At 63.6% G+C, this 23,008-nt stretch carries 15 protein-coding genes; 2 read left to right on the forward strand and 13 right to left on the reverse strand.

The genetic code is table 11. The features are described 5' to 3' along the window. Positions 1-144 precede the first annotated feature (144 nt). A complete protein-coding gene (gene xylF, locus AC07N6_RS02275) occupies positions 145-1,125 on the reverse strand; it encodes a D-xylose ABC transporter substrate-binding protein (protein ID WP_494781266.1) in 981 nt (326 codons plus the stop codon). A gap of 488 nt (positions 1,126-1,613) precedes the next feature. Here xylF and AC07N6_RS02280 point away from each other — a divergent pair, with 488 nt between their 5' ends. Both AC07N6_RS02280 and AC07N6_RS02285 read left to right on the forward strand, forming a co-directional pair. Further along, positions 1,614-2,888 (forward strand): XylR family transcriptional regulator, encoded by a 1,275-nt coding sequence (locus tag AC07N6_RS02280; protein ID WP_494780700.1) that lies wholly within the window; start codon positions 1,614-1,616, stop codon positions 2,886-2,888. Positions 2,889-2,963: 75 nt separating this feature from the next. Beyond that, complete coding sequence (locus AC07N6_RS02285; RefSeq protein WP_494780701.1) at positions 2,964-4,028, forward strand: aldose epimerase family protein; 1,065 nt, start codon at positions 2,964-2,966, stop codon at positions 4,026-4,028. A gap of 48 nt (positions 4,029-4,076) precedes the next feature. Here the strand turns inward: AC07N6_RS02285 and AC07N6_RS02290 are convergent, their stop codons facing one another. The 12 genes from AC07N6_RS02290 to AC07N6_RS02345 form a co-directional block, all read right to left on the reverse strand. Beyond that, a complete protein-coding gene (locus AC07N6_RS02290; RefSeq protein ID WP_494780702.1) occupies positions 4,077-6,179 on the reverse strand; it encodes a site-2 protease family protein in 2,103 nt (700 codons plus the stop codon). Between the two features lie 15 nt (positions 6,180-6,194). Next, positions 6,195-7,586, reverse strand: coding sequence for an efflux RND transporter periplasmic adaptor subunit (locus tag AC07N6_RS02295; RefSeq protein WP_494780703.1), 1,392 nt, complete (start codon positions 7,584-7,586; stop codon positions 6,195-6,197). Next, complete coding sequence (locus AC07N6_RS02300) at positions 7,583-12,292, reverse strand: Ig-like domain-containing protein (protein WP_494780704.1); 4,710 nt, start codon at positions 12,290-12,292, stop codon at positions 7,583-7,585. The genes AC07N6_RS02295 and AC07N6_RS02300 overlap by 4 nt, the downstream gene beginning before the upstream one ends. Positions 12,293-12,364: 72 nt before the next feature. Then, a complete protein-coding gene (locus tag AC07N6_RS02305; RefSeq protein WP_494780705.1) occupies positions 12,365-13,147 on the reverse strand; it encodes an efflux RND transporter periplasmic adaptor subunit in 783 nt (260 codons plus the stop codon). Beyond that, the gene (locus tag AC07N6_RS02310) at positions 13,144-14,712 is read right to left on the reverse strand and encodes a TolC family protein (RefSeq protein WP_494780706.1); all 1,569 of its coding nucleotides are present in this window, start codon (positions 14,710-14,712) and stop codon (positions 13,144-13,146) included. Before AC07N6_RS02310 ends, AC07N6_RS02305 begins: the two co-directional genes overlap by 4 nt. 264 nt (positions 14,713-14,976) lie before the next feature. Next, positions 14,977-16,479 carry a c-type cytochrome gene (locus tag AC07N6_RS02315; protein WP_494780707.1) on the reverse strand — a complete coding sequence of 501 codons (1,503 nt, stop codon included), beginning with the start codon at positions 16,477-16,479 and terminating at the stop codon, positions 14,977-14,979. Between the two features lie 3 nt (positions 16,480-16,482). Next, positions 16,483-18,135 (reverse strand): GMC family oxidoreductase, encoded by a 1,653-nt coding sequence (locus AC07N6_RS02320; protein WP_494780708.1) that lies wholly within the window; start codon positions 18,133-18,135, stop codon positions 16,483-16,485. Continuing rightward, entirely contained in the window at positions 18,132-18,827 is a 696-nt protein-coding gene (locus AC07N6_RS02325) for a sugar dehydrogenase complex small subunit (RefSeq protein ID WP_494780709.1), read from the reverse strand. Before AC07N6_RS02325 ends, AC07N6_RS02320 begins: the two co-directional genes overlap by 4 nt. A gap of 509 nt (positions 18,828-19,336) precedes the next feature. Next, positions 19,337-19,978 carry a maleylacetoacetate isomerase gene (gene maiA, locus AC07N6_RS02330; protein ID WP_494780710.1) on the reverse strand — a complete coding sequence of 214 codons (642 nt, stop codon included), beginning with the start codon at positions 19,976-19,978 and terminating at the stop codon, positions 19,337-19,339. A 63-nt stretch (positions 19,979-20,041) separates the two neighbouring features. Further along, positions 20,042-20,731, reverse strand: coding sequence for a fumarylacetoacetate hydrolase family protein (locus AC07N6_RS02335; RefSeq protein WP_494780711.1), 690 nt, complete (start codon positions 20,729-20,731; stop codon positions 20,042-20,044). Positions 20,732-20,741: 10 nt separating this feature from the next. Next, positions 20,742-21,788, reverse strand: coding sequence for a cupin domain-containing protein (locus tag AC07N6_RS02340; RefSeq protein ID WP_494780712.1), 1,047 nt, complete (start codon positions 21,786-21,788; stop codon positions 20,742-20,744). Positions 21,789-21,844: 56 nt separating this feature from the next. Beyond that, the gene (locus AC07N6_RS02345; protein WP_494780713.1) at positions 21,845-22,948 is read right to left on the reverse strand and encodes a porin; all 1,104 of its coding nucleotides are present in this window, start codon (positions 22,946-22,948) and stop codon (positions 21,845-21,847) included. Positions 22,949-23,008 lie beyond the last annotated feature (60 nt).

Here is a 23,008-nt window from a genome sequence, read left to right on the forward strand (position 1 = left end):
CGGGGCGGTAAAGCATGCGCCGGCCGCGATGCATCGCAAACGCACCGAAAACGCATCGCCATCAGGCGAATCAACGCATCGGAAAATGAAGCGACCGCTCCGATCCGGGCCGGCGCCGCGCCGCTCCGGATCGTCGCCGCCGCTTTATTTGCCGCCGATTTGCGCTTGCGTGTAGAAGCCGTCATCCACCAGGATATTGACGTTGGCCTTGGTCAATGGGGTCGGCTTGAGCAGGACGGTGTCGACCTTCTTGAAACCGTTATCATATTGCGAGTTGTAGGAAGGCTTCTCGTTGCGCGCCAGTTGCACCGACAGGTTGGCCGCTTCGGAGGCGATCAGCTTGAGCGGCTTGTACACCGTCATGGTCTGGGTGCCGGCGACGACGCGCTTGACCGCGGCCAGGTCGGCATCCTGGCCGGAAACCGGCACCTTGCCGGCCAGCTTTTGCGCCGCCAGCGCCTGGATGGCGCCGCCGGCGGTGCCGTCGTTGGAAGCGACGATGGCGTCGATCTTGTTGTTATTGGCGGTCAGCGCGTTTTCAACGATGGACAAGGCCTCGGTCGGGTTCCAGTCCTTCACCCACTGCTGGCCGACAATCTTGATGTCGCCCTTGTCGATGTATGGCTTGAGCACCTTCATCTGGCCTTCGCGCAGCATCTTGGCGTTGTTGTCGGTGGGCGAGCCGCCCAGCAGGTAGAAGTTGCCCTTGGGCTGGACCTTGACCACGCCTTCGGCCTGCATTTCACCCACTTTCTCATTGTCGAAGGAGATATAGGCGTCGACATCGGCATTCAGGATCAGGCGGTCGTACGACAGGACCTTGATGCCGGCCTTCTTGGCTTCCTTGATGGTGTTGGTCAGCACGGTCGCATTGAACGGCACGATGACGATGACATCGACGCCGCGCGAAATCAGGTTCTCGATCTGGGAGATCTGGCGCGCTTCGCTGGCGTCCGCCGACTGGACGAAGACTTTTGCGCCCAGTTTCTCCGCGGCCGCGGTAAAGAAATCGCGGTCGCGCGCCCAGCGTTCGACGCGCAGGTCGTCAATGGAAAAGCCGATCTTGGGATTTTTCGCATCCGCCATGGCGCTGGTGCTGACCAGCGAGATGGTCGTCATCGCCATCAAGGCCAATACACTTTTTTTCAGAATTGCGTTCATTGCCTGATCTCCAATGTCATTATGATTTTTAAAGGGGCATCTTCAGGAACATGGCGGGTGCCAGTCCCATGTTCAAGCTGGCGACCGGCCCCTTGTCATGAGGCCGATCAGCTTGTCGTTACCGTGCCGCCGGTTTGCCGTCCCGCTCCGCAAATTCGCGCAGGGGAAGTCTCTTGCTATGCATCAAGGCCTTTTGAATAATTGCTATCGGTTTTGATGTGAGGCCGATACTAGCAACCGCCGATTCATGTCTACAATTACGAAATTCACCAACCGGGATAGCGATTCTTTCTGTTGCGGTCGCACAAAGCCGTTCCCGGGCCGATCGATCGCTACAATCGTAAGCAAGATGTCAGCTGCAGAGCTGGGAATGACAAGACCGCGCGCCGCGATGAGCGAAGGCGCGCGCCGGAGACGGCGCTGGGAAGCCGGCGCGCAGGGGAGAGTGCAGAGTGGCAAGAGTGCCAACAGTGCATCGTATTGCATTGCTGTTCAATGCGAACAAGATATTCGACCGCGAGATCATTGCCGGCATCGGCGAATACCTCAGCAGTACGCGCGCCTCATGGGACCTGTACCTGGAGGAGGATTTCCGTACCCGCCTGCAAGGTATCGAGCGCTGGCAAGGGCACGGCATCATCGCCGAATACGACGACCCGGCCACCGCCGAGGCCTTGTCGCGGGTGCGATTGCCGGTGGTCGCCATCGGCGGCTCGTATGCCGATGAAAGCGTCTATCCGGAAGGCCGGCCCTATGTCGCCACCGACAACTTCAAATTGGTCAAGCTGGCCTACGACCATCTGATCGAGGCCGGCCTGCAGAATTTCGCCTTTTTCAGCTTGCCCCAGGCCGGCGTCAATCGCTGGGCGCAAGAGCGCGAGAGAATCTTCGACATGCTGACCCAGCGCGACGGGATACAGGGCGACATCTATCGCGGCGTCGGCACCAGCGCGCAGTCCTGGGATACCGCGGTGGAACAACTGATCGCCTGGGTGCGCAGCCTGCCCAAGCCGATCGGCATCATCGCCGTGACCGATGCGCGCGCGCGCCAGCTGTTGCAGGCTTGCCTGTTCGCCGGCATTGCGGTGCCCGAGCAAGTAGCCCTGATCGGCATCGACAACGACCCGCTGGCGCGCGTGCTCACGCGCGTGCCGCTCAGTTCCGTGATCCAGGGGACGACCGAGATGGGCCGCACGGCGGCGCACTTGCTGCACCAGATGCTGCACGGCGCGCAGTTTCCCAACACCCGCATCCTGGTGCCGCCGGCCGGCATCAATGTATTGGCCTCGAGCCGCCATGAAGTGCGCAATCATCCGCATGTGATGCAGGCGCTGCACTTCATCCGCCAATATGCCTGCCAGGGGATCAAGACCGAACAGGTGGCCGATTACGTCGGCATCTCGCGCTCCTCGCTGGAATGGTATTTCCGGCGCGAGCTGGGGCGCAGCGTGCACGATGAAATCCTGCGCTTCAAGCTTGATGCCGCCAAGCGCCTGTTGCAACAGGACGGCAGCAACGCCGCCGACATCGCCGTCACTTGCGGCTTTACGTCGGTGCAATACATGCATGCCGTCTTCAAGCGCGAACTGGGCTGCACGCCCAGGGAATACCAGGAACAGTTGGCCGGCGGCGAGGAGACGCCCAGGCCAGCGCCCCAGCGGCCGGGGAAAAAGCTTTCGGCGGCCGCATCGATACTGGCGCCGCCAGCGGACGGCAGCGGCAACTGACAGGCATCAAGGACAAACGGGCGAATGAACATACCGATGGATCCGCAATTCAATCCATTGCCAAATTTTTAGACGATGACGCATTTCACAATTTCCAGCACCTCTGCTGAACACGGTATCAACCTGTACACCTTGCGCAATGCCTATGGCATGCGCGTCATCATCAGCGACCGCGGCGCGGCGCTGGTTTCCTGGTGGGCGCCGGACCGTTACGGCCGCGAAGCCGACGTCTTGCTCGGCTACAAGGACGTCGACGACTACATCGCCAATCCGGCTTACTTCGGCAGCATCATCGGCCGCTGGGGCAACCGCATCGCCGACGGCCGCTTCACGGTGGATGGCGTGGCTTACCAGGTCCACCGCAATAATGGCGACAACCACTTGCATGGCGGCGAGGGCGGGTTCCATCTCATGCCGTGGCAAGTGCAGCCCGATCCGGAAGGCTTGCGGATGACGCTGGTATCGCCGCACGGCGCGGCCGGTTTCCCGGGCAATGTCCTGGCCTCGGTGCTGTACCGGCTGGACGACGAGGGCCGGTTGCGCATCGACTACACCGCCACGACCGACGCCCCTACGCCGCTCAACCTGACCTCGCACGGCTACTTCAACCTGAACGGCGGCGCCGACAATATCTGCGACCACATCCTGTCCATCGACGCCGATACCTATTTGCAGGTCGACCGCACGCTCATCCCCGAGCGGGAGGCGGAGGTGGCCGGCAGCGCCTTCGACTTCCGCCAGCCGGCGCCGATCGGCCCGCGCTTGTCATGGCCCGACGAGCAACTGGGGATTGCCGGCGGCTTCGACCATTGCTATTGCCTGCGCCGGGAAGAGCCGGAAGCCGGCGAGCCGGGGGCGCGCAGCCAGGCATTGCGCGAGGTGGCGACGGTCTATGATCCGGGATCCGGGCGGCAGCTGACCGTATCGACCACGGAAATCGGCCTGCAGTTCTACAGCGGCAATTTCCTGGCAAACGTCGCGGGGCGGGGCGCGCAGCCCTATGTCCCGCATGACGGCTTTTGCCTGGAGGCGCAGGCTTATCCCAACCAGATCAACGGCCCGCAGCGCGAAGCCGTGATCCTGCGTCCCGGACAGGTGTACCGCCAAACGACGGTGTATCGCCTGAGCGTGCGGGAATGATTTGCCGAGCTGTTGCGGCTGGCGGCGGGAAGAATGGATTGGGTCGCGCTAGAAACCGGCTTCGCGCCATGCCACCGAAGCCGCCGTGCGCAGGAACCTGAGCGCCGGCACTTCCCAGCGTCCGGCAATCGTGACGCGCCCGCGCCATTCCGTCTGTTGCGCCGGGAGCGCCTCGGCCACTGCCAGCACCACACGGAACACGGCGTGCTCCGGATACAGCACGCCGTTTTTTTCCCTGGCCAGCACGTCGCCGCCGAACAGGGTGGCCAGTTCAGGCTCGCCCATGGTGCGGGTGGCGTCGCGGTCGATGCTGGCGACCGTCAGGCGCAATGCCGGGCTGCCCAGGCCGTCGGCGATGAACAGCGCCCGGTCGCCCGGCGCAATGCGGTGCACGGCCTCCTCGTCGACATAGGTCACCACTTGCCAGCGTCCGCCGGCCACCAGCGATCCCAGGTATTCCCGGTTGCCTAGCCATTGCCCCGGCCGCAGGTCGGGATCCATGTCGACCAATACCCCCGCATAGGGGGCCAGCGGCCGGTATTGCTGGAAATCGGCCGCGACGGCCGCCTGTTCGGCATTGGAAAAAGCCAGTTGGTCATTGAGCACCTGCCAGTCCTTGCGGGTGGCGGCATCCAAACCGGCGGCCGCCGATTGCCAGGACAAGGAGGCCTGGCGCACATCGGCTTCCCTGGTGCGCAGGTTCAGCTCGCGCGAACCCAGGCGCAGCAAAGCCTGGCCGGCTTGCACCTGGCTTCCGTTGGCCACCGGCAGCGACTCCACCATCGATTGCGCGGGGGCGTACAGGGCCAGCCGGGTTTGCGGCTGCAGCATTCCGGAGCCGCGCACGCGATCCGGCCACGGCAGCAGGAACAGCAGGCACGCCGCCAAGGCCAGCAGCGCGCTGCGACGGGCCCGGCGGCTATGCTTCAATTGCGGCCAGCGGGCCAGCCAGGCCTGGATCTCGCGCCACAGCGGCAAGGCCACGAACCATCCCATTTCCACGCAGAACAGCAGGATGCCCACGGCCTTGATGAAGAAATGGTAGACCAGCGCCGCGATACCGAGAAACAGCACCAGCCGGTAGATCCAGACTGCCCAGGCGAACAGCACCAGGCCGATGCGGCGCGGGCGCGGAAATATTTCCGGCGGCGGTTCACCGAGGGCGAACAACCGCTCGCGCAGATCCCAGCGCGCCAGCGCGAAGCAGCGCTGGTGCAGATTGGGCAGGCCCAGGTAGTCCGACAGGATGTAATAGCCGTCGAAGCGCATGAACGGGCTGGCATTGATGGCCAGGGTCGAGATCCAGGTCGTGGTCGAGAGCAGGAAGGCGGCTTGCCTGAGCCCGCCCTCGGGCAGCCACACCCAGGCCAGCGTGGCCCAGGCGGCGATGCCCATCTCGGTGACGATGCCGGCGCTGGCCACCGCCAGGCGTTGTCCGCGCCGCGGCAGTTTCCAGACTTCGTTGGTGTCGGTATAGGCGACCGGCCACATCACCAGGAAAGCCAGGCCCATGGTCGGCACCCGGCAGCCGTAGCGCTTGGCGGTGAGCGCGTGCCCCAGTTCATGGCAGGTCTTGGCGAACACCACGGCCAGGCCGTACATCATCGCGCCCTGCCAGCTCAGCGAGTCCAGCAGCGTCGCCGAAAAACGGTCCCAGTCGCGATACGCGCCCACCAGGCCCAATACGCCGGCGGCCATGGTCAGGCGGCGGAACGTCGGGCTGAACAGGAACGCCAGCCGCGGTTGCAGCCACGTCAGCCAGGCATCGGGGCGCAGCAAGGGAATGCGGAAAAACAGGTAGTTGTGCAGCAGCCATTGGAACAAGCTGCCGCGCTGCCTGGCGCGCGCCGCGGCAAACGCCGCGGCCGAGCCGGGTAGCGGCTGCAGCAGGCTCTGCTCGCGCAAGAAGACGAGAAACTGTTCGAATGCCTCGGCATCGAGCTGCAGGGCGGTTTCGCGGTTGATGCCGTCGATGATGGCTGGCGCATCGTCCAGGTGCCAGCGGCTCAGCATCTCGAAACTCGGCCAGTCGAGCTGGAAAAAGACATTGCGCACCGGATCATGCAGCGTCCAGCTGGGCTGCCCGTCGGGCAGCCGCGGTCCGGCGGTGATGGACAGTTCCTGGCGCAGGGCCGGTAGTCTGGCGGGCATGATGGCGCTAAAGGTTTAAAGGGCGAGGAACTGGCGGATGCTGGCCAGCGGCCGCCGCAGCATCCAGTACACCAACGGCACACGCTCCCCCACCAGCTTGACCGTGCCTTTGAGGCCGATGCGCTGGTCGGTGGCGGCGTCGAGCCTGGCGCGTACGCGATAGGCATAGCTGCCGTCGGGGCGCGCCGTGGCGCGATGCCCCATATAGCGCAGCGTGCCCGAAAGCGGCGTCAGCGGAGATGCCGACAGATAGAGATGCAAGGGCGCCTGGTCCGGCAATGGGATGGCGTCGCCAAGCGGCACCCAGGCTTCGATCTCCGCATCGTTGGGCGCGGCGATTTGCATGATGCGTTCGCCGGTTTGCACCGGCCGGCCGATCCATTCGGACGGGTCGTCGAACAGCGCGATGCCGGCTTGCGGCGCCAGCACCTTCGAACGCTGGGCCAGATCCTCGAGGAACGCGGCCTGCGCCTGCTTTTCGGCGACCTTGCCCAGCAGCCCGGCCAGTTGCGCCTTGGCGCGCCCATCGTTGAGCACGATCTGCGCGGCCTGGCGGTATTCGGCTTGCGCGGTGGCCAAGGCTTCGCGCGCGACATCGCGCTTGCTGGCGATCGGCGCCTGGTCGAAAGAGAACAGCGCCTGGCCGGAGGCAACCGGCTGGTTGGGGCGCACCGCGAAATCGGCGATCACGCCATCGAGCGGGGCGCGGATGGTGGCGGGATTGGCGGCCACCAGTTCGCCGGGAGCCAGCACCGTCAGGCGCACCGGGAACAGCAATACCCCGAGCACGGCCGCGGCCAACGTTGCGCGCCGGCGCCAGCGCCGGGAACGCTGCGGCGTGTCCAGCCAGTTGCGCAGATGCGCCGGCAAGGCCGCCGCCGACCAGCGCGACCCTCCATGCAAGGCGCGCCAGGCATGCTGCCAGATGTCCATCCATTCCGCGAGCAAGGCCAATTGTTCGGCCGGCAGCGCGCAGTCGCCCGCCAGCAGCAAGCCGCCCTGGCCGGCGGCGCCGGCGGATGCGCCTTCTTTCGAATGGCCGAGCTTGCGCAAGGGGATCCAGGTGACGAACTTGGGCAGCCACTCATCCCATGCGGCGGCGACCTTGGGGGGCAGTTGCGCGGCGTCGACGGCGAGCGGCGCATCGGCATCGTGCCGCTCGCAAAGCGTGCGGCACAACTGGTCGATCCATTGCGCATAGGGGGCGTTGGATTCGACCGCCACCACCCCCGACAAGGTATGCACGCCGCCGGCGCCGAACCAGAGCGCGGCCTGACGGTAGGGCGCCAGGGCGCGGCTGTCATTGACGGCGAGGAAGGCCAGCTCGTTGGCGCTGCCCGCCGCGCGCGCGCGTTGCGCCAGTTCCAGCAGGGGCAGCAGGGGATTGACGGCCTGGCCGGTGGTCATGCACGCAATCTCGCCGCGGCCTGGCTATGCGACAGCAGCGCCAGGCGATCGGCGCGCGCCGGCTGCGCCGATTTGATTTGTTCGTTCAGGCTGGCGCGTCCCGCCGATCCCGGCGCGCTGCGCTCCGGCTGCACACCGGGGCTGCCCTGGCCGTCCTTGGTGACGACAATCTTGAATACCTGCACCGCAACGTGGCCTTGCGCGTCGCGCGCGGTGACGGTAAAGCTCAGCGTACCCTCGAATTCGGGCGGCGGCGTGCCTTCAAAGCGGGCCGTGCGGGCATCGAATTTGAGCCATCCCGGCAAGGGCCGGCCGTCCGCCTGGGCCGCGCTCAATTGCAGGCTGCCGGCATCGCCGCTGCCGCCATGGAAGAAGGCATCGCCGGCCAGCTGGAAGGAGATGGCGCCGCCGCCGTGCGCGCTCAGGTCGGGGATGGGGGTGTTGGCAATGAGCACGCTGTCATTGCCGAACAGGTCCGGGCGGCCGCTTGCCGGTGTTTGCAATGTGGACAGGGCGGCGGACAGGGAGTTGGAGTCGAGCGTGAATATGCCCGGCGTCGACTGGCCGTTCCAGGCGCTGTTCGGCACGGGGGCGGGATTGATGGCCGGCGCGGCGGGAGTGGCTTCGCCGCCCGTTCGCATCTCGAGAGGCGCCGGCATTTGCATTGGCGCCGGAAGTTGCGTTTGCGGCGGCAGCGGCGGCGGCGACGCTGTCTGGGATGGCAGGGACGGCTGGGTCGGAGATGGCGGCGTTTCCGGTTGGGTGGTTTCCGGCGGGGTCGTTCCCGGAAGCGTGCCTACCGTGAGCTCGTTGGCGCTGCCGTCGTGGGCGATATTGCCGGCCAGGTCGGTCACCGTCGTCACCACGTCGTAACGATTTCCGGCGCTCAGCGCCAAGGCGCCGCTCACGGGGATGGCGGTCGCCAGATCGAGGCTCCACCTGCCGGCCGTCGGGATGACATCGTAGGTGGCGCCGCCGACGGCGACGGTCATGGTTTCTCCGGCGGCCAGGGCGGCGTTGCCGGTCAGCGTGGGCGTGCTGCTATCGGTCTGCAGCGTGTCGACGGTCGCCACCGTCGCGGCGGTATTGTAGACATACGACTGGCTGAGCACGGCGCCGTCGTTGCCGGCGATATTGCTGACCTTGACCAGCAAGGTGTCGCTGGCGCTGAGCGTCCCGGCCAGCGACCAGGTGGCGGCGCCGGCGGTGGCGGCAGCCGTGGTCCAGGTGGCGCCGTTGTCGAGCGAAACCAGCACGACTTCGTTGGCGGCCAGGTTGGCCGACAGCGTGCCGCTGATGGTTTGTGCCGCGGTATTGGTGATGAAGTCGCTGCTCGAAACGCCGCTGTCGGCCGAGAAGGCAACGCTGGCCACGCTGGTGGTCGGGCCGCTGGTGTCGAGAACGTAGGCCTGGCTGGTGGCGGCGCCGTTGTTGCCGGCCGCATCGGTGACGCGCAACTGCAGCGTGTTGCTCGAGGCCAGCGTGACGCCGGTCCAGGTCAGCGTGGCGCCGCTGACTCTGTTGGTGATGTCGGTCCAGCTGGCGCCGTTGTCGAGCGAGCCCCAGACGGTGTCGCCGGCGGCCGGCGCGGCGCTGAGCGTGGCGCTGATGGTCTGGGCCGCGGTGTTGGTGATGAGGTCGCTGTTGCTCACGCCGGTGTCGGCCGACAGCGCGAAGTTGCTGAAGGTGATGGTCGGCGGCGTGGTGTCGAGCACATAGGCTTGCGCGTACTCGGCGCCGTTATTGCCGGCGTCGTCGCTGACGCGCACCTTGAGCGTGCCGCTGCCTGACAGCGTCTGGCCGGCCAGCGACCAGGTGGCGGCGCCGGCGGTGGCCGTGGCCAGGCTCCAGGTGGCGCCGTTGTCGAGCGAGACGTAGACATGCTCGCCGGCCGCCAGGTTGGACGCCAGCGTGCCGCTGATGGTCTGCGCCGCGATCCTGGTGATGAAATCGCTGCTGGAGGAACCGGTGTCGGCAGAGAAGGCGGCGCTGGCGATGGTGTTGGTCGGCGCCGTCGTGTCGATGACGATGTTCTTGTTGGCGCCCAGCGAGCCGGCCGTACCCGGTGTGGCCAGCGTGACTGCGGCGGGCGGATGGCTGCCGCCGGCGTCGGTGATGGTGGCGCCGTTGAGCGACAGCGCGCTGGTCGAGCTGTAATCGAGATCGGCGCTGTTCTGGCCGGCGCCGACGGTGTAGCTGAAGCTCAGCGTGCCGCTGCCGGAGCCGCCGATGTAGCTGGCGCTGCCGCCGCCATTGAGCGCCAGGGTCGGCGTGCCGTTGCTGGTGTCGACGCTGACCGCGCTGGAAAAATCGACCGTGATGATGATGGTCGAGCCGCTGCCGTAGGCGCCGTCGGCGGTGCTGGCGCTGACGCCGGTGATGCTGGGGTTGGTGCTGTTGACATTGACGCCGCTCGTGTCGCCTCTGCTGTTGAGGGTGGTCGCGGCATCGTTGCCGGCGAGATCCTGCAGCGTGCCGCCGTTGGCCGACAGCGCGCCGATGGTGATGCCATTGGCGTCGATGTCGCCGCTCTGTATGGTGTAGCGGAACAGCAGCGCGCTGGTGCCGGAACCGGACACGTAGCTGGCGTAGCGGGTGGTGGCGCCGACCACGATGGCGATGCGCGGCGTGCCGCCGAAGGTGTCGACGACGACGGTCTCGTCGAAGTTGACGGTGAAATTCAGCGCATCGCCGTTGTAGTAAGTGCCGCTGGCCGGCACCGCCACCGAGGCGACGACGGGTGCGGTGGTGTCGATCAGGATGGTCAGCGCGGCGGAGGTGGCGGAGGAATTGCCGGCGGCATCGGTGGACACGGCCACGATGGTGTGGGTCCCCTCGCTCAGCGCGCCGATGGTGTAGCTCCAGCTGCCGGCGCTGGCGGTGACGGTGCCGAGCAGCGTGGCGCCGTCAAACAGGGTGACCGTGCTGCCGCTTTCGGCCGAGCCGCTCAGGGTCGGCGTCGTGTCGGAAGTGATGTGGTCGTTGTTGAACGAGCCGGTGTCGCTGGCGGCGGCCAGCATCGGCGTGCCGGGTGTGGCCGGCGGCGTGGTGTCGAGGGTATAGCCCTTGGCCAGCACGCCGCCCGTATTGCCGGCGGCGTCGACAACTTTCAGTCGCAGCGTGTTGCTGCCGGCCAGCGTGACGCCGTTCCAGATCAGCGTGGTGCCGCTGACCTTGCCGGTGATGTCGGTCCAGGTGGCGCCGTTGTCCAGCGAGCCGTAGACGATGTCGCCGGCGGCCAGCGTCGTGCTCAGCGTGGCGGTAATGGTCTGGGCGGCGGTGTTGGTGATGAAGTCGCTGTTGCTGCTGCCGGTGTCGGCCGACAGCGCCAGGCCGCCAAAGATGATGGTAGGGGCGGTAGTGTCATAGACATAGGCCTGCGACAGTGCTGCGCCGTTATTGCCGGCGACGTCGCTGACCATGACCTTGAGGGTGTTGCTGCTCGTCAGTGCCTGTCCGCCCAGCGACCAGGTGTTCTGGCCGACGGCGGCCGTGGCGGCGGTCCAGGTGGAGCCGTTGTTGAGCGACACATAGACGGTCTCACCGGCTTCCAGGTTGCGCGACAGCGTGCCGCTGATGGTCTGCACCGCCGTATTGGTGATGAAGTCGCTCGACGAGGTGCCGCTGTCGTTGGAAAATCCGGCGGTGGCCACGGTGACGTCCGGTGCGGTAGTGTCCAGCGTGTAGTTCTGGAAGCTCAGTGCGCTGTCGTTGCCGGCCGCGTCGCTGACCTTGAACATGATGGAACTGCTGCCGGCGCCGAGCGTCGCGCCGTTCCAGCTCAGTGTGGTGCCGGTGACCTTGTTGGTGATGTCGGTCCAGGTGCTGCCGCCATCGGTGGAGCCCCAGACAGTGTCGCCGGCGGCCGGCGCGACGCTGAGCGTGGCGCTGATGGTCTGGGCCGCGGTCTTGGTGATGAAGTCGCTGCTGCTGATGCCGCTGTCGGCCGACAGCGCGATGTTGCTGAAGGTAGTCGTCGGCGCCGTGTCCAGCACGCCGTCGTACTGGGTCAACGCCAGCTCGCGGGTATCGATATCGCCGACATGCGCTTCCAATGTCCAGTTGCCGCCAAGGCGCGCGGCGCCGGTCAGGTCGGTCGATGCGGCGACGTCGGCGCCGGTGGCGCGCGCCAGGTCGGCCAGAAATACGGAATTGTCGGCCGCCACATCGCAGCCGTACAGCAGCAGATCGCCATCGGCCGTGAGCGCCTGCCCCAGCTGCGCCAGTTCGGCCTGCACCGTGGCCGAACCCAGCGCCGCCTCATTGAGTTGCATGCTGCCCAGGGTCAGCAGCCCCTCTGAACCGTGCGACAGGATGTGGATCGCATCCAGCCCGTTTTGCGTGGCCGCCCATTGCGCGATCTGCGCCAGGCCGTCTTTGCTGCCGTCGAATTCGACGATGCCGACGCCGTCGCGCACGCCAGCCTCCAGGCTCTTGTAATCGGCCACGGAAGTATCGACCAGCACCACCTCTTTCTTGCCTTCGTCCTTGGCCGGATCGGCCGCGCGCACGGTCACGGCCGGGGGCGTCGGCGGCGGCGCGCTGTCATGCGCCTGGGCGGCATGCGCGGCATCGGCCACGGCGCCGTCGAACATGAAGCGTTGCTCCAGCGGCAGCAATTGCGAGGCATGGCGCAGCGGGCGGCGGCCATGGGTGGAGATGGCGGGGATGGCGGCGCGGCGCAGGGTGGAAATCAATGGATCCATGGCTGGCTCCTGAAAGAGAAGCGTTTGTTCCGAAACGCCCCTGCAATGCGCGGGGCGGGAGAATGCTAGTGCCTAGGGTTGCGGCGGCGCCATCAGGACTTTGCCGCTCATGCCGGCGATCAGTTCGTTGAAGCGGCCGTCAATCACCGCCGTCAGCTTGACCGACTGGCTGACCGGGTCGACCCGGGCGCCGATGCGCAGCACCCTGGCCGGGTAGCTCTTGCCGGTTTCGTCGATGTTGACCTGGAAGGCCGCGCCATTGCGCAGCCATGCCAGCCAGCGCGAAGGGACGATGAATTCCAGTTCCAGCTGGCTGTCGTCGATGATCTCCAGCAGCGCCTGTCCCGGCTGCACGTATTGCTGTTCCCTGACCTTCTGTTCGGCGATGCGGCCGGAGAACGGCGCGGCGATCTGGCATTTGCCCAGCAAGGCGCGGCTGGCCGAGACCTCGGCTTGCGCCTTGAGCACATCGGCCCTGGAGATGTCGAGTTCCATCTTGCCGACCGAATTCAATTCAGCCAGTTTCTGGTTGCCGTGCCAGGCGGTATTGGCGGCCATCAGCGCGGCATCGGCCTTGGCCAGCTGGGTCTGCTGCAAGACGCAGTCGAATTGGACCAGCAACTGGCCTTGCTTGAAGGCGGCGCCTTCGGCCAGCGGCAAACGGTTGATCTTGGCGCCGATCTCGGCGGCGAGCGTGGTATAGCGGCGCGGCGCCAGCTGGGCGCGGATCTCGCGATTGTCCAGCGCGGCGCCGGCAACGGCGGCGGGCTGCGTGGCATGCGCGGCGGGCGCCAGCAACAGGCCCATGCCGGCCAGGCACAGGCCGGCGCAGGCGCCGCGCATGGCCGCAATCATGGCCGGCTCTCCGGGTCCGGCAATACGCCCCGGTCCCAGGCTTGCAAGGATTGGCCGACCGCCTCCGACAATGTGGCCAATGGCATGTCGGCGCTGGCATCGACCGCCGGTTCCATGCCCAAGGTGGCTTGCAGGCGCGATGCCGCGGCCTGGGCGTTGGACAAGGCCTGGTAGCGGCGCAATTGCGACAGCACCGATGTGCTCTGTTGCGAGATCCTGTCCAGCGCCGATTGCTTTTGCGCGCTGGCCTGGTTGGCGACGTGCTGGGCCAGGCGGATGTCAACCTGCGCAATCGCATCCGAGCGTTCGTACTGGCGCGCGGTATTGGCGTATTGCAGGCGCGCGATGTGCAACTGGCTCAGCACGGCCATCTGCACGGCCATGCGGCGCTGGTCGGCCAGGGCGACGCCGGCGTCGGCCAGCCGCATCTGCGCCGGGGCCGACAGCAAGCCCAGGAGATTGAACGAGATCTGCGCGCCGGCTTCGGTCCAGTTCTGGTGGATCAGGTACTCGTCGTCGCTGTGCTTGTAGCCGTAATTGAAAGACAAGCCGGGGAAGAACTTGAGCAGCGTGCGGCGCGTTTCCTGTTGGGCGATGCGGGCGTTGTAAATGCCTTCCCGCAGGTCGGGGTTGCGCAGCAGCGCCACCTCTTCCATCTGTTCCATCGGCTGGTCCAGCCACAACGTATTGACCGCGTTGGCCGGTTCGACCACCGTGTATTCGGCGGTCAGCGGCAAGGCGGTCAAGGTGGCCAGCTCGATGCGCGCGGTCGACAATTCCTGCTCGATGGTTTCGAGCAGGCGCAGGTTTTCGAGCAACTGGCGTTGATAGCGCAGCGGTTCCAATGGGGAGCGGATCCGGTCCTCTTCCGCCTTGCGCGCATCCTTGAGGGCCTGTTCCGATTCGCTGATGGTGGCGCGCAGCATCGGCATCAGCTTTTGCGCGGCGACGACGCGCCAATAGGCCGCGCGCACATCCAGGATCAGGTTATGCAGCGCCTTGCGGCGGCGTTCGCCGGCGATCAGGACGCGGTTGGCATTCTGGCGCGCCGCATAGTAACTTTGCCCGAAGTCGAGCAGGCTCCAGGAAATGCCCACCTCGGTGGTGAGCGCATTGCGGCTGGAAGAGATATAGGGATTGGCCAGGGAGGGCTGGCCGGTGACCGAATCCACGCTGCGGGTGATCAGGTCATTGTCGCGGCTGCGGTATCCGGCCGAGGCGATCAGCTTGGGCAGCATGTCGAATTGGCCGGCCTCGAAGGTGCCCATGGCCACCGCCTCTTCCATCGCGCGGTAACGGCGCTCGGCGTTGTACTTGATGGCGCGGGCAATGGCCTCGTTCAAGGTCAGCGGGCCGGCCAGGGGTTCGACATCGCGCGCCAATGCAGCCCTGTCCTCGGCCAGGGTGGAGCGGATTTCCGAATTCGAGAGGCGGGAGGATTCAACGTCGAGCGTTGAGCAACCGCTTAAGATCATCAGGCTGATAACAGCGCCGGCGGCGGCTTTGGCGGCCGACGGCCGCACGGCGGCAGTGATGGACGAAATATTCCCCAACGCAAATGACATTCGCGTTCCCCTATCCCTAAGTGGATGAGCTAAACCAAACTCATCTTGTTTTCAATATTTGGTATTTTTTCTTGTTAACAGGGAATTTTGGCATGTAACTCTTGGTTAATCAATGTATACAAGTGTTGCTTTATTTTTTTGGGGGGGCGGGGTTTGTTGCTTGTTTGACCATTCGTGCCGGGACTGATTTCGGTTAAAGAAAAAGGGCACCTGCCACCAATAGGCCAAGTACCCTTTCTTCACTTTAGAAGTAACGAAGCCCTGCTAACGGACTTTTTTCCGCGCCGCTATCAACAGTCCCGCGATCACCAGCAGGGCAATGACGACGACCGCCGCGATGGCCGGTGCGATATAGGGCTGCAGGCGGGCCAATGCCGGCGCTTCTCCCCCCTTGCGCGCCTGTGCCACGTAAGCTTCCGTCACCTGCACATCAGGATTGCCGTATTGCTTGAGCACGTAATTGGCGATCAGCGCGATCTGCTTGTCGGTCAAGGGATTGACGTAGGACTTGTCGTCGAAGCGCGGCATCAGGATTTCCTTGTCCCCGACCTTGCGTTCTACCCCATTGAGGATGGCCGCCACCAGGTTGGCCGGGTTGTGCGATCCCGTCGCGGTGTTGTTGAACAGGGAAGGATAGTCTTGTCCGCTGCTGCCGGCGCCGGACGCAGCGTGGCAACTGGCGCAATATCCGCTGAAAAGCACCGCGCCGCTGTTAAGGCTGCTGTGTTCGTTCGGCCCGTTCATTCCGCGCAGGCGGGATTCGTCGCTGGCGGCCTTGCCATAGCTGTACGCCGGTTGCGTTTGGGCGCTGTCGCGTACCGGCGGTACCGTGCGCAGATAAGCCACGATAGCGGCGATATCATCATCGCGCAAATGCTGGAAGCTGTTGGTCACGGCTTCAGCCATTGCGCCGCCGGCTTGTCCCTTGCCTTCCGCATGGCCGGTTTTCAGGTACTGCATCAGGTCCGCATCGCTCCAGCCGCCCACGCCGCTGACCGGGTCGGAGGTGATGTTGGGGGCATGCCAGGGACCCAGGGCGGCGCCCGCCAGCGCGGAACCGCTCTGTTCTCCCATCAGGAAGTTGCGCGGCGTATGGCAGGTGCTGCAATGGGCCAGTCCGTTGGCCAGGTAGGCGCCGCGATTGATTTGCTGCGATTTGTCGGCGTCCGGCGTAAATCGCTTGTTGTCCAGGAAGATCGCATTCCAGCCCAGCATCGATGCCCGCACGTTGAACGGGAACGGCAGTTGGGTCTGGCGGCTGGCCGGCTCGTCGACAGGTTCCACCGCATTCATGAAATAGCTGTACAGCTTGTGTACGTCACCGTCGGTCAGCATGGCGTAGCTGGTATAGGGCATCGCCGGATACAGATGGCTGCCGTCGGCCCGCACGCCTTCGCGGATGGCGCGGGCGAATTGCGCTTCGCTGTAGTTGCCGATGCCGGCCGTCTTCGAGGGCGTGATGTTGGTGGCGTAGATGGTGCCCAAGGGCGACTCGATCGCATAGCCGCCGGCGTATGGCTTGCCGGACGGCGCCGTATGGCAGGCCATGCAATCGGCCGCGATCGCAAGGTAGCGGCCAGCCTCGATGTCCGCCTTGGCGCCGTCCGCATTGGCCGCCGCCGGAGGCGTTGGCTGGGCGGGCGATTGTTCCTGCGCCTGGACATCGGCCGACACGGCCAATAGCAGGGTAGCGAACACGAGGGTGCTGCCGATGAGTTTGCGCATCGCGGTCAAGGCCGGGGCGCCGGGGAAAGTAGGGAGCGTCATGGGTCAGCCGTTCGCCAGTGTCTTGCTGATGTCGTCGGCTGCGCGCAGACCTAGCGCAGCCATGCTCAAGGTGCTGTTGACCACGCTTGCCGAGGGGATGGCGCCGCCTCCCGGCAGCCACAGGTTGGCATGGTCGTGGGCGCGGCAATTGCCATCCACCACCGAATCCTTGGGATTGCTGCCCATGATCACGCCACCCATTACGTGGTTGTTGGCGTTGAGGCTGGTCGTGATGTGGAACTCGACTGCGCCGAACAACTTGCCGATGTGTTCAAGCTGTTTATGCGCCGCCTCGGCGCCCTTGCGCACATAGTCGCCGACATCGTAGTAGATGTCGGGGCAGGCCAGGCCGAGCGGATCCTTGCGGGTCTTGCTCAGGGTCAGGCGGTTTTCCGCTTCCGGCAGCGGTTCCAGGCTGATCGACAAGTCCACGCCATAGGCGGCGCGTCGCCGGATTTCGTCGTCCAGTTCCTGGCCGACCAGGCCCAGCTTCAGCGCCTGCTGTGTGGCCGGGCCAACGCGGGTGATGTTGTTGAGGATCATCTTGTTGGATGAGTATTCGGAGCGGAACGCGCCATCGCGCGGCCCCACCAGGCAGCTGCTTTGGGCAGGGCCGCGGCCGGTCCAGATCGGTTCGTTGGCGAGGAAGGTGCAATGGAAGCCGGAGTGATCCATCATGTTGCGGCCGACCTGGTCCGACGAGTTCGCCAGGCCGTTCGGATTGCCTTCGTTGGCGGCCAGCAGCAGCAGGCGCGGGGTCTCGATGCCATTGCAGGCGAAGACGAAAACCTTGGCGCTGGCCTTGTGCGACTTCTTGCCGGCGTCATACCAGTGCACGGCCGTGATGCGATTGTTTTGGTCGGTATCGGCTTTGTAGACCACCGCCTCAGCCAATACTTTCGCCCCTTTCATTTCGGCGCGCAGCACATGGTGAATACCGTTGTACATGGCGCCGATCGGGCAGATGGGCTGGCAATTGTTGTTGCCGCAGCAGGTCGGGCGGCCTTGCCACGGGCGGGTGCTGCGACCCTGTGGAATCGGCACCGAGTTATAACCATGCGGATTGACCACTTCGGCAAAACGCTTGTCGCCGTAACCCCACGGCACCATGTCCATCGGGTAAGGCTTGCTGCGTTCGCTGGGCGACTGCAAGGCCGGATCGTTGGGGCCGGCCACGCCCATTTCTTCTTCGGCGCGACAGTAATACGGTTCAAGCTCTTCGTATGAAATCGGCCAGTCGCGGCCCACGCCGTAAGTCGATTTCATCTTCAGGTCGACTGGCAGGTGGCGCCAGCATGACGCCGCCCAATGCCAGGTCGTGCCGCCCACCGTGCGCAGGTAACCTTGCTGGAAACTGCTGCCGCTGGGGCCGGAGAGGGCGATGTAGTCGTTCTTCGGGAAGTAGAGCGGCGCCGGGGCATTCGGCGCTTGCGGATACAGGCCCTGGAAGTCAGAGCCGACGCGGTTTTCGAAAGGCATGTTGCGCCAGTTTTCCACCGCTTGCGCACGCTCGATGCGCAAGCCGGCTTCCAGCATCAGCACCGAGTGACCCTGGCTGACCAGCTGATCGGCGATCATGCCGCCGACCACACCGGTGCCGACGATGACGACATCCGCGACGGCATCGCCGTCGGCAGTAAAAGTAGGAAGTTTCATAGCGACGTGGATTTCGATTTTGGTTCAGGAGTGCCGCTGGCGGCAGGGGCGGGAGCGGCCCGGGCAGTTGGGGGCGCGACGCGGATGGCCGGCGGCGCCTTGGTCCACCAGAGCGGGCCATAGTTGCAGTAGGTCGGTACCGTCTGTCCGTCTGCCACTGGCTGGTACATCAGCGCTTCGGCATAGGACACGACGACCGCGCTCTTGCCGCTGCCGACAGTGCCGGTGTACCAGGCCGCCACGATGGCCAATGCCAGGTCGCGAAGTCCGGCGTCGGTTGCCGCTGCCAGCAAGGCCTTGGGCTCCTTGTGGTCTTGCAGGAAAGCCGCCAGTTTGGGCAATTGACTGGAAAAATCGGGATAGTTCTTTTGCATTGCCGCCTCGATGCGTCCGGCGGTTTCCGGGTTGAGGTCGGCATGGCCGGTAATCTGGACGGAGAATGCGAGAAAGGCGGCTGCCGATGGACTCAGCGCGGGGCCAGCGCCTGGCGTGGCCGTGCTGTTCGTGGCGGGTGTTTGCGCATTGCTGAAGAGGGGATTGCTCCAGAAGCCGGCTTCCGCAATCAACGCCGCCAGTCCGATCAGCATATGTCGCCGGGTGATGCCCCCGGTCAGTTTGAGGCCCGCGGCCGGGCGGGATGATCCGGAGGCGCCGGTAGGCACGATCGGATCGATGTCGGGAGGCGTCTTCATAAGGCGACTCCTGGGCTGGGTTCAGAAACCTGGCGCATGGTGCAAACTCCTGCAGTTTTTATTTGAGGCAATTTTCTGTCTTGCCGGGTGCGGTAAGACGGAACAGCCATTGCCGAAAATCGTTTCAGTCAAACTCTGGAAATTTTCTTCATAAACCGCTCGGAATTGAGGCGGGCATAGCCGGTAACAAGGGTGAGACAGGCGCGAAGAGGCAGCGATAAGACGGTCGAAACTGCGCCTATGTTAACGCTAACATTTGAAAAAGAAAGCAAAAATTTTCATCTGCGTTGGCACGGATGTCGATCATTCGCTTTCAGTGTCGCGGCCTTTTTTCAAAGGAAAAAGCTGGCAAGTTGATGCTTTGAAGGGCGGTGATGGGAAGTTGTTAGGCTGCTTATTCGAGGAAAGCTCATATTTCACCAAATGTGGCCGGAGCAGCGCTCCGCAATGAGTGCAAACCTCAACGGTGCTGCGAACATCGTCTGCCTCATCGTATGGGGTCGCTCTTATCACTGCGCCAGATAGTCAGGCTGGTTCGAAGGGGCCGCCTTTATAAATTCCGGCAATTGCGTGCAGTGCCTGTAAATAGCCATGATAGTCTCGAATTCTTCGATATCGCATTGCATCCTGAGCGCGTTAGCCACTTGTGGGATCAGTGCGCAATCGGCGAGCGTCGGCGCGTCGCCGACACAGTACCGCCCATTGCTCCACTGACGGAGCCGGGCTTCTACTGCAGACAGTCCTTCAGCTGCCCAATGTTTGTACCATGTGGCCTTTGCTTCATCGCTTAGTTTCAGCGTTTGTGTGAGATAGCGCAAAACGCGGAGATTGTTGATCGGGTGAATGTCGCAAGCGATATGCTGCGCGACCTCCAGCACATGGGCTCTTGCCATGCCGCTCTCGGGAATCAATCTCGGTTCCGGTTTCAACCGATCCAGGTAATCAATAATGGCAAGGGATTGGGTAAGCTGCATATCCCCATCTATCAGGATGGGGACGCCAGCCGCCGGGTTCATCGATTTGAATGTTTCCGTGAGTTGCTCTCCCGAACGCAAATTGACCGGATCGTAGTCGAATGAAATATGTTTCAGGGCCAGTGCAATGCGCACGCGATAGGAGGTGGAGCTGTTGAAGAAGTTAAGCAGTTTCATGCCTGATCCTTATTATCTATCTGACGACGAGCAGACCTTGCCGACGACTCGCCGCCGCTGACATTAGCCGATTGTCAGCGCGATGGAGCCGACGCCCGCAATGCTGCCGCTGATAACGTCGCCCTGTTTCACGGCGCCGACACCTTCCGGCGTGCCGGTGTAGATGACATCGCCAGGCATGAGGCGATAAAAATGCGAGAGGTGGGACACCACGTCGGCGACCGAATGGATCAGAAGGCTCAGGTCGGAGGATTGCTTTGTTTCTCCATTGACGCGCAGCACGATTTCACCGCTGTCCGGATGGCCGATTTCGCTAGCCGGAACAATCTCGGACAAGACCGCCGATTGTTCAAAATCCTTCCCTAGATCCCAGGGGCGTCGCTGCTCTCGAGCGATCAACTGCAGGTCTCTGCGAGTCATGTCCAGGCCGCAGGCATAACCGAAAACATAATCAAGCGCGCGGTCTTTGGATAACTGGAACCCTTCTTTGTGAATGACGGCGACCAGCTCCATTTCATAGTGGTAATTCTCAGTGCCGGGGGGATATGGCACGCTTGCTCCGCTAGGCACGTAATCCATTGCCGCTTTGGTGAAATAGAACGGGGCTTCGCGATCGACGGAAACGCCCATTTCCTTCGCGTGCGCTTCGTAATTCCTGCCCACGCAGAAAATCCGGCGTATCGGAAAAACTTCTTTTTGTCCCTTTATCGGGGCCGCAATCACTTGCGGCGGTTCGAAAATGTAGTTCTGCATGTTTTGCTCCTTAACCAAACACTTCATGGAAACCGAGTTTGCGATGCAATGGGGCATCGTCAACGATGAATAGAAAAGCAGGCGCCTTGTCCGATTTGTTGATGAGAGCGACATCGGCATGAGTTGGCACTGCGAAGGTATCTGCTTCCGAGAACGAGAAATCGGCGCCATCGATCGCGGCAACGCCACTCCCTTCAATGGCGTGCATGACCGCCGAGGATGATCGGCGAGGCAGGCGAAGCTCCTCGTTCGGGCGCAGCATCAGTGCCGAGAAACCCAGTGTCTGCAAGCATTCCCGAGCTGTCTCCGGATTCACGTATGCGACATGCACGGGTTGCCCGCTTGGCGTGACGGCAGAAATTCCTTGCAGGGTGGTTCGCACTTCCTGCCACGGAAAACGCAGCAGCGGATATTCGGTTCGCTGCTTGGCAAGCGAGGCGTACGGAATGACGCCACCTTGACGGAACCTGGCCGCAGAGCTGTTCTGTGGATCGGTGATCTCTTGCAGCGGAGCCTCGGTTGCGTAGGAGGCTTCCAATCCATACACCAAAGGCAGATCGAGGGCGTCGAGCCAGATGACGGGACCCTCGCCATCGTGCCCATGCTGATGCCACAAGCCTGGAGGTGTCAGGATCAGGTCGCCTTTTTCCATCGGTAACTTCTCGCCGTTGACCACCGTATAGCCACCTTTTCCTTCCACGACGAACCGGATGGCGGAGGGCGTATGTTTGTGATTGGGAGCGCTTTCACCCGGAAGGATCAGTTGCAGTCCGATGTAAATGGACGGGGTGGCCTGCATGTTCTCGATACCCAGGCCTGCATTGCAAAGAACGAGAACCCGCCGCTCGGCTTTTTCAATGGGTGTCAGTTCGCCGGCCTGAATGAGATTCGGACGAATGTCCGCATATTTCCATAGTTGTGCCTTGGTTCTCCTGGCCGGCTGATGATGCGGTAGCAACGAACGCAACGATGGCCACAGTGGCAGCAGATTCTTGTCCTTCAACCCTTGCAAATATTCCGCCGGAAGGTCTTCAGCCCGACCAAGAGAAGTACTCATGCTCATATCCTTATCAGTAAGTTAGAACCCGATGCCGTCGCATCGGGTCATCCGCGTCAGAAACTATGCTTGACGCCCGTGAGTAATCCGTTCTGGCTTCCGCCTGTGGCCACCGTTGCGCCGGGCGCCAAGGCCAGCGAGGAACTGCCGCTGTTGCTGATGCGTCCCGCCATTGCGTACACGGCGGTTCGTTTTGACAGGTTGTAGACCCCTCGCAGCACGTAGAGCTTGGCGCCGTTTGCGCTGTCCTTCACATTCAGGCGGGCAATCTGGACATCGACCGAAAACGCCGGGGTGAAGAGATAGGAAGCGCCCAGATACGCCAGATCGCTTTTCGGCGTTGCCGGATTTCCCTCGTTCTTTCGGCGCAAAATGCCGCCGCCAATCGTCAATGAAGACAGCTTTGCGTAGCCCGCAAGATGAAGTCGTGAATCCGACAGCGCACTGCTGGTGGGGCCGAATGCAGCGGCCGCGCCGGCACCGCCGTTGTATTTGTCATAGGCCGCTTCAGCCCCCCATGCCCTGGTGTCGTAACGCAGCAAGGCAGACCAGTTGCGGCAAGCACGGCTGTCGCCTGCGACTTCGCCGGCGCAATTGGTTGCCGAAGGGCCGCCCGCGGAAGAGGCGTCACGCCCAAAGCTGTAGGTTGCACCGACGGTTAGGCCGCCAAAGGCGCCTTTGTAGGAAATCGAATTGTCGTGTCGCGCATTGGGCAGATACGGATCGATGGAGCCCAGGGCGAATTCCGACGGCCCGATTACATCGACGTCGAACAGCGACTGGAACAGCATGCTGTATGTACGGCCGACCGTGACGGCGCCCCAATTTCCGGCCAGACCTACCCATGCCTGGCGACCGAAAAGACGGTTGCCTTGACCCAGTGCGCCGGAATCGGGCGCGAAGCCATTTTCGAGGGTAAAGACGGCGCGCAGGCCATCGCCGAGGTCTTCGGCGCCTCGAAATCCGATACGTGACGGGTACATGCCGCTGGAGATATTCGGCATACGCAAGAGGCCATTGCCTGCCGCGTTGACGTTTGTCAGATACTCGACGGACGTGTCGATGATTCCGTAGATGCTCACCGACGATTGCGCCGATGCGCCTTGCATAACACTCATCCCAAGCCCTATCGCCAGCAATGGCATCATCAGATTTTTCATGGTTGTCTCCTCTATCCCGGTCTCTATGCGCGCGGCGTTTCGTGGCTACGCGCTTGTCTG

Source organism: Herbaspirillum sp. GW821-FHT09A12 (assembly GCF_059418325.1).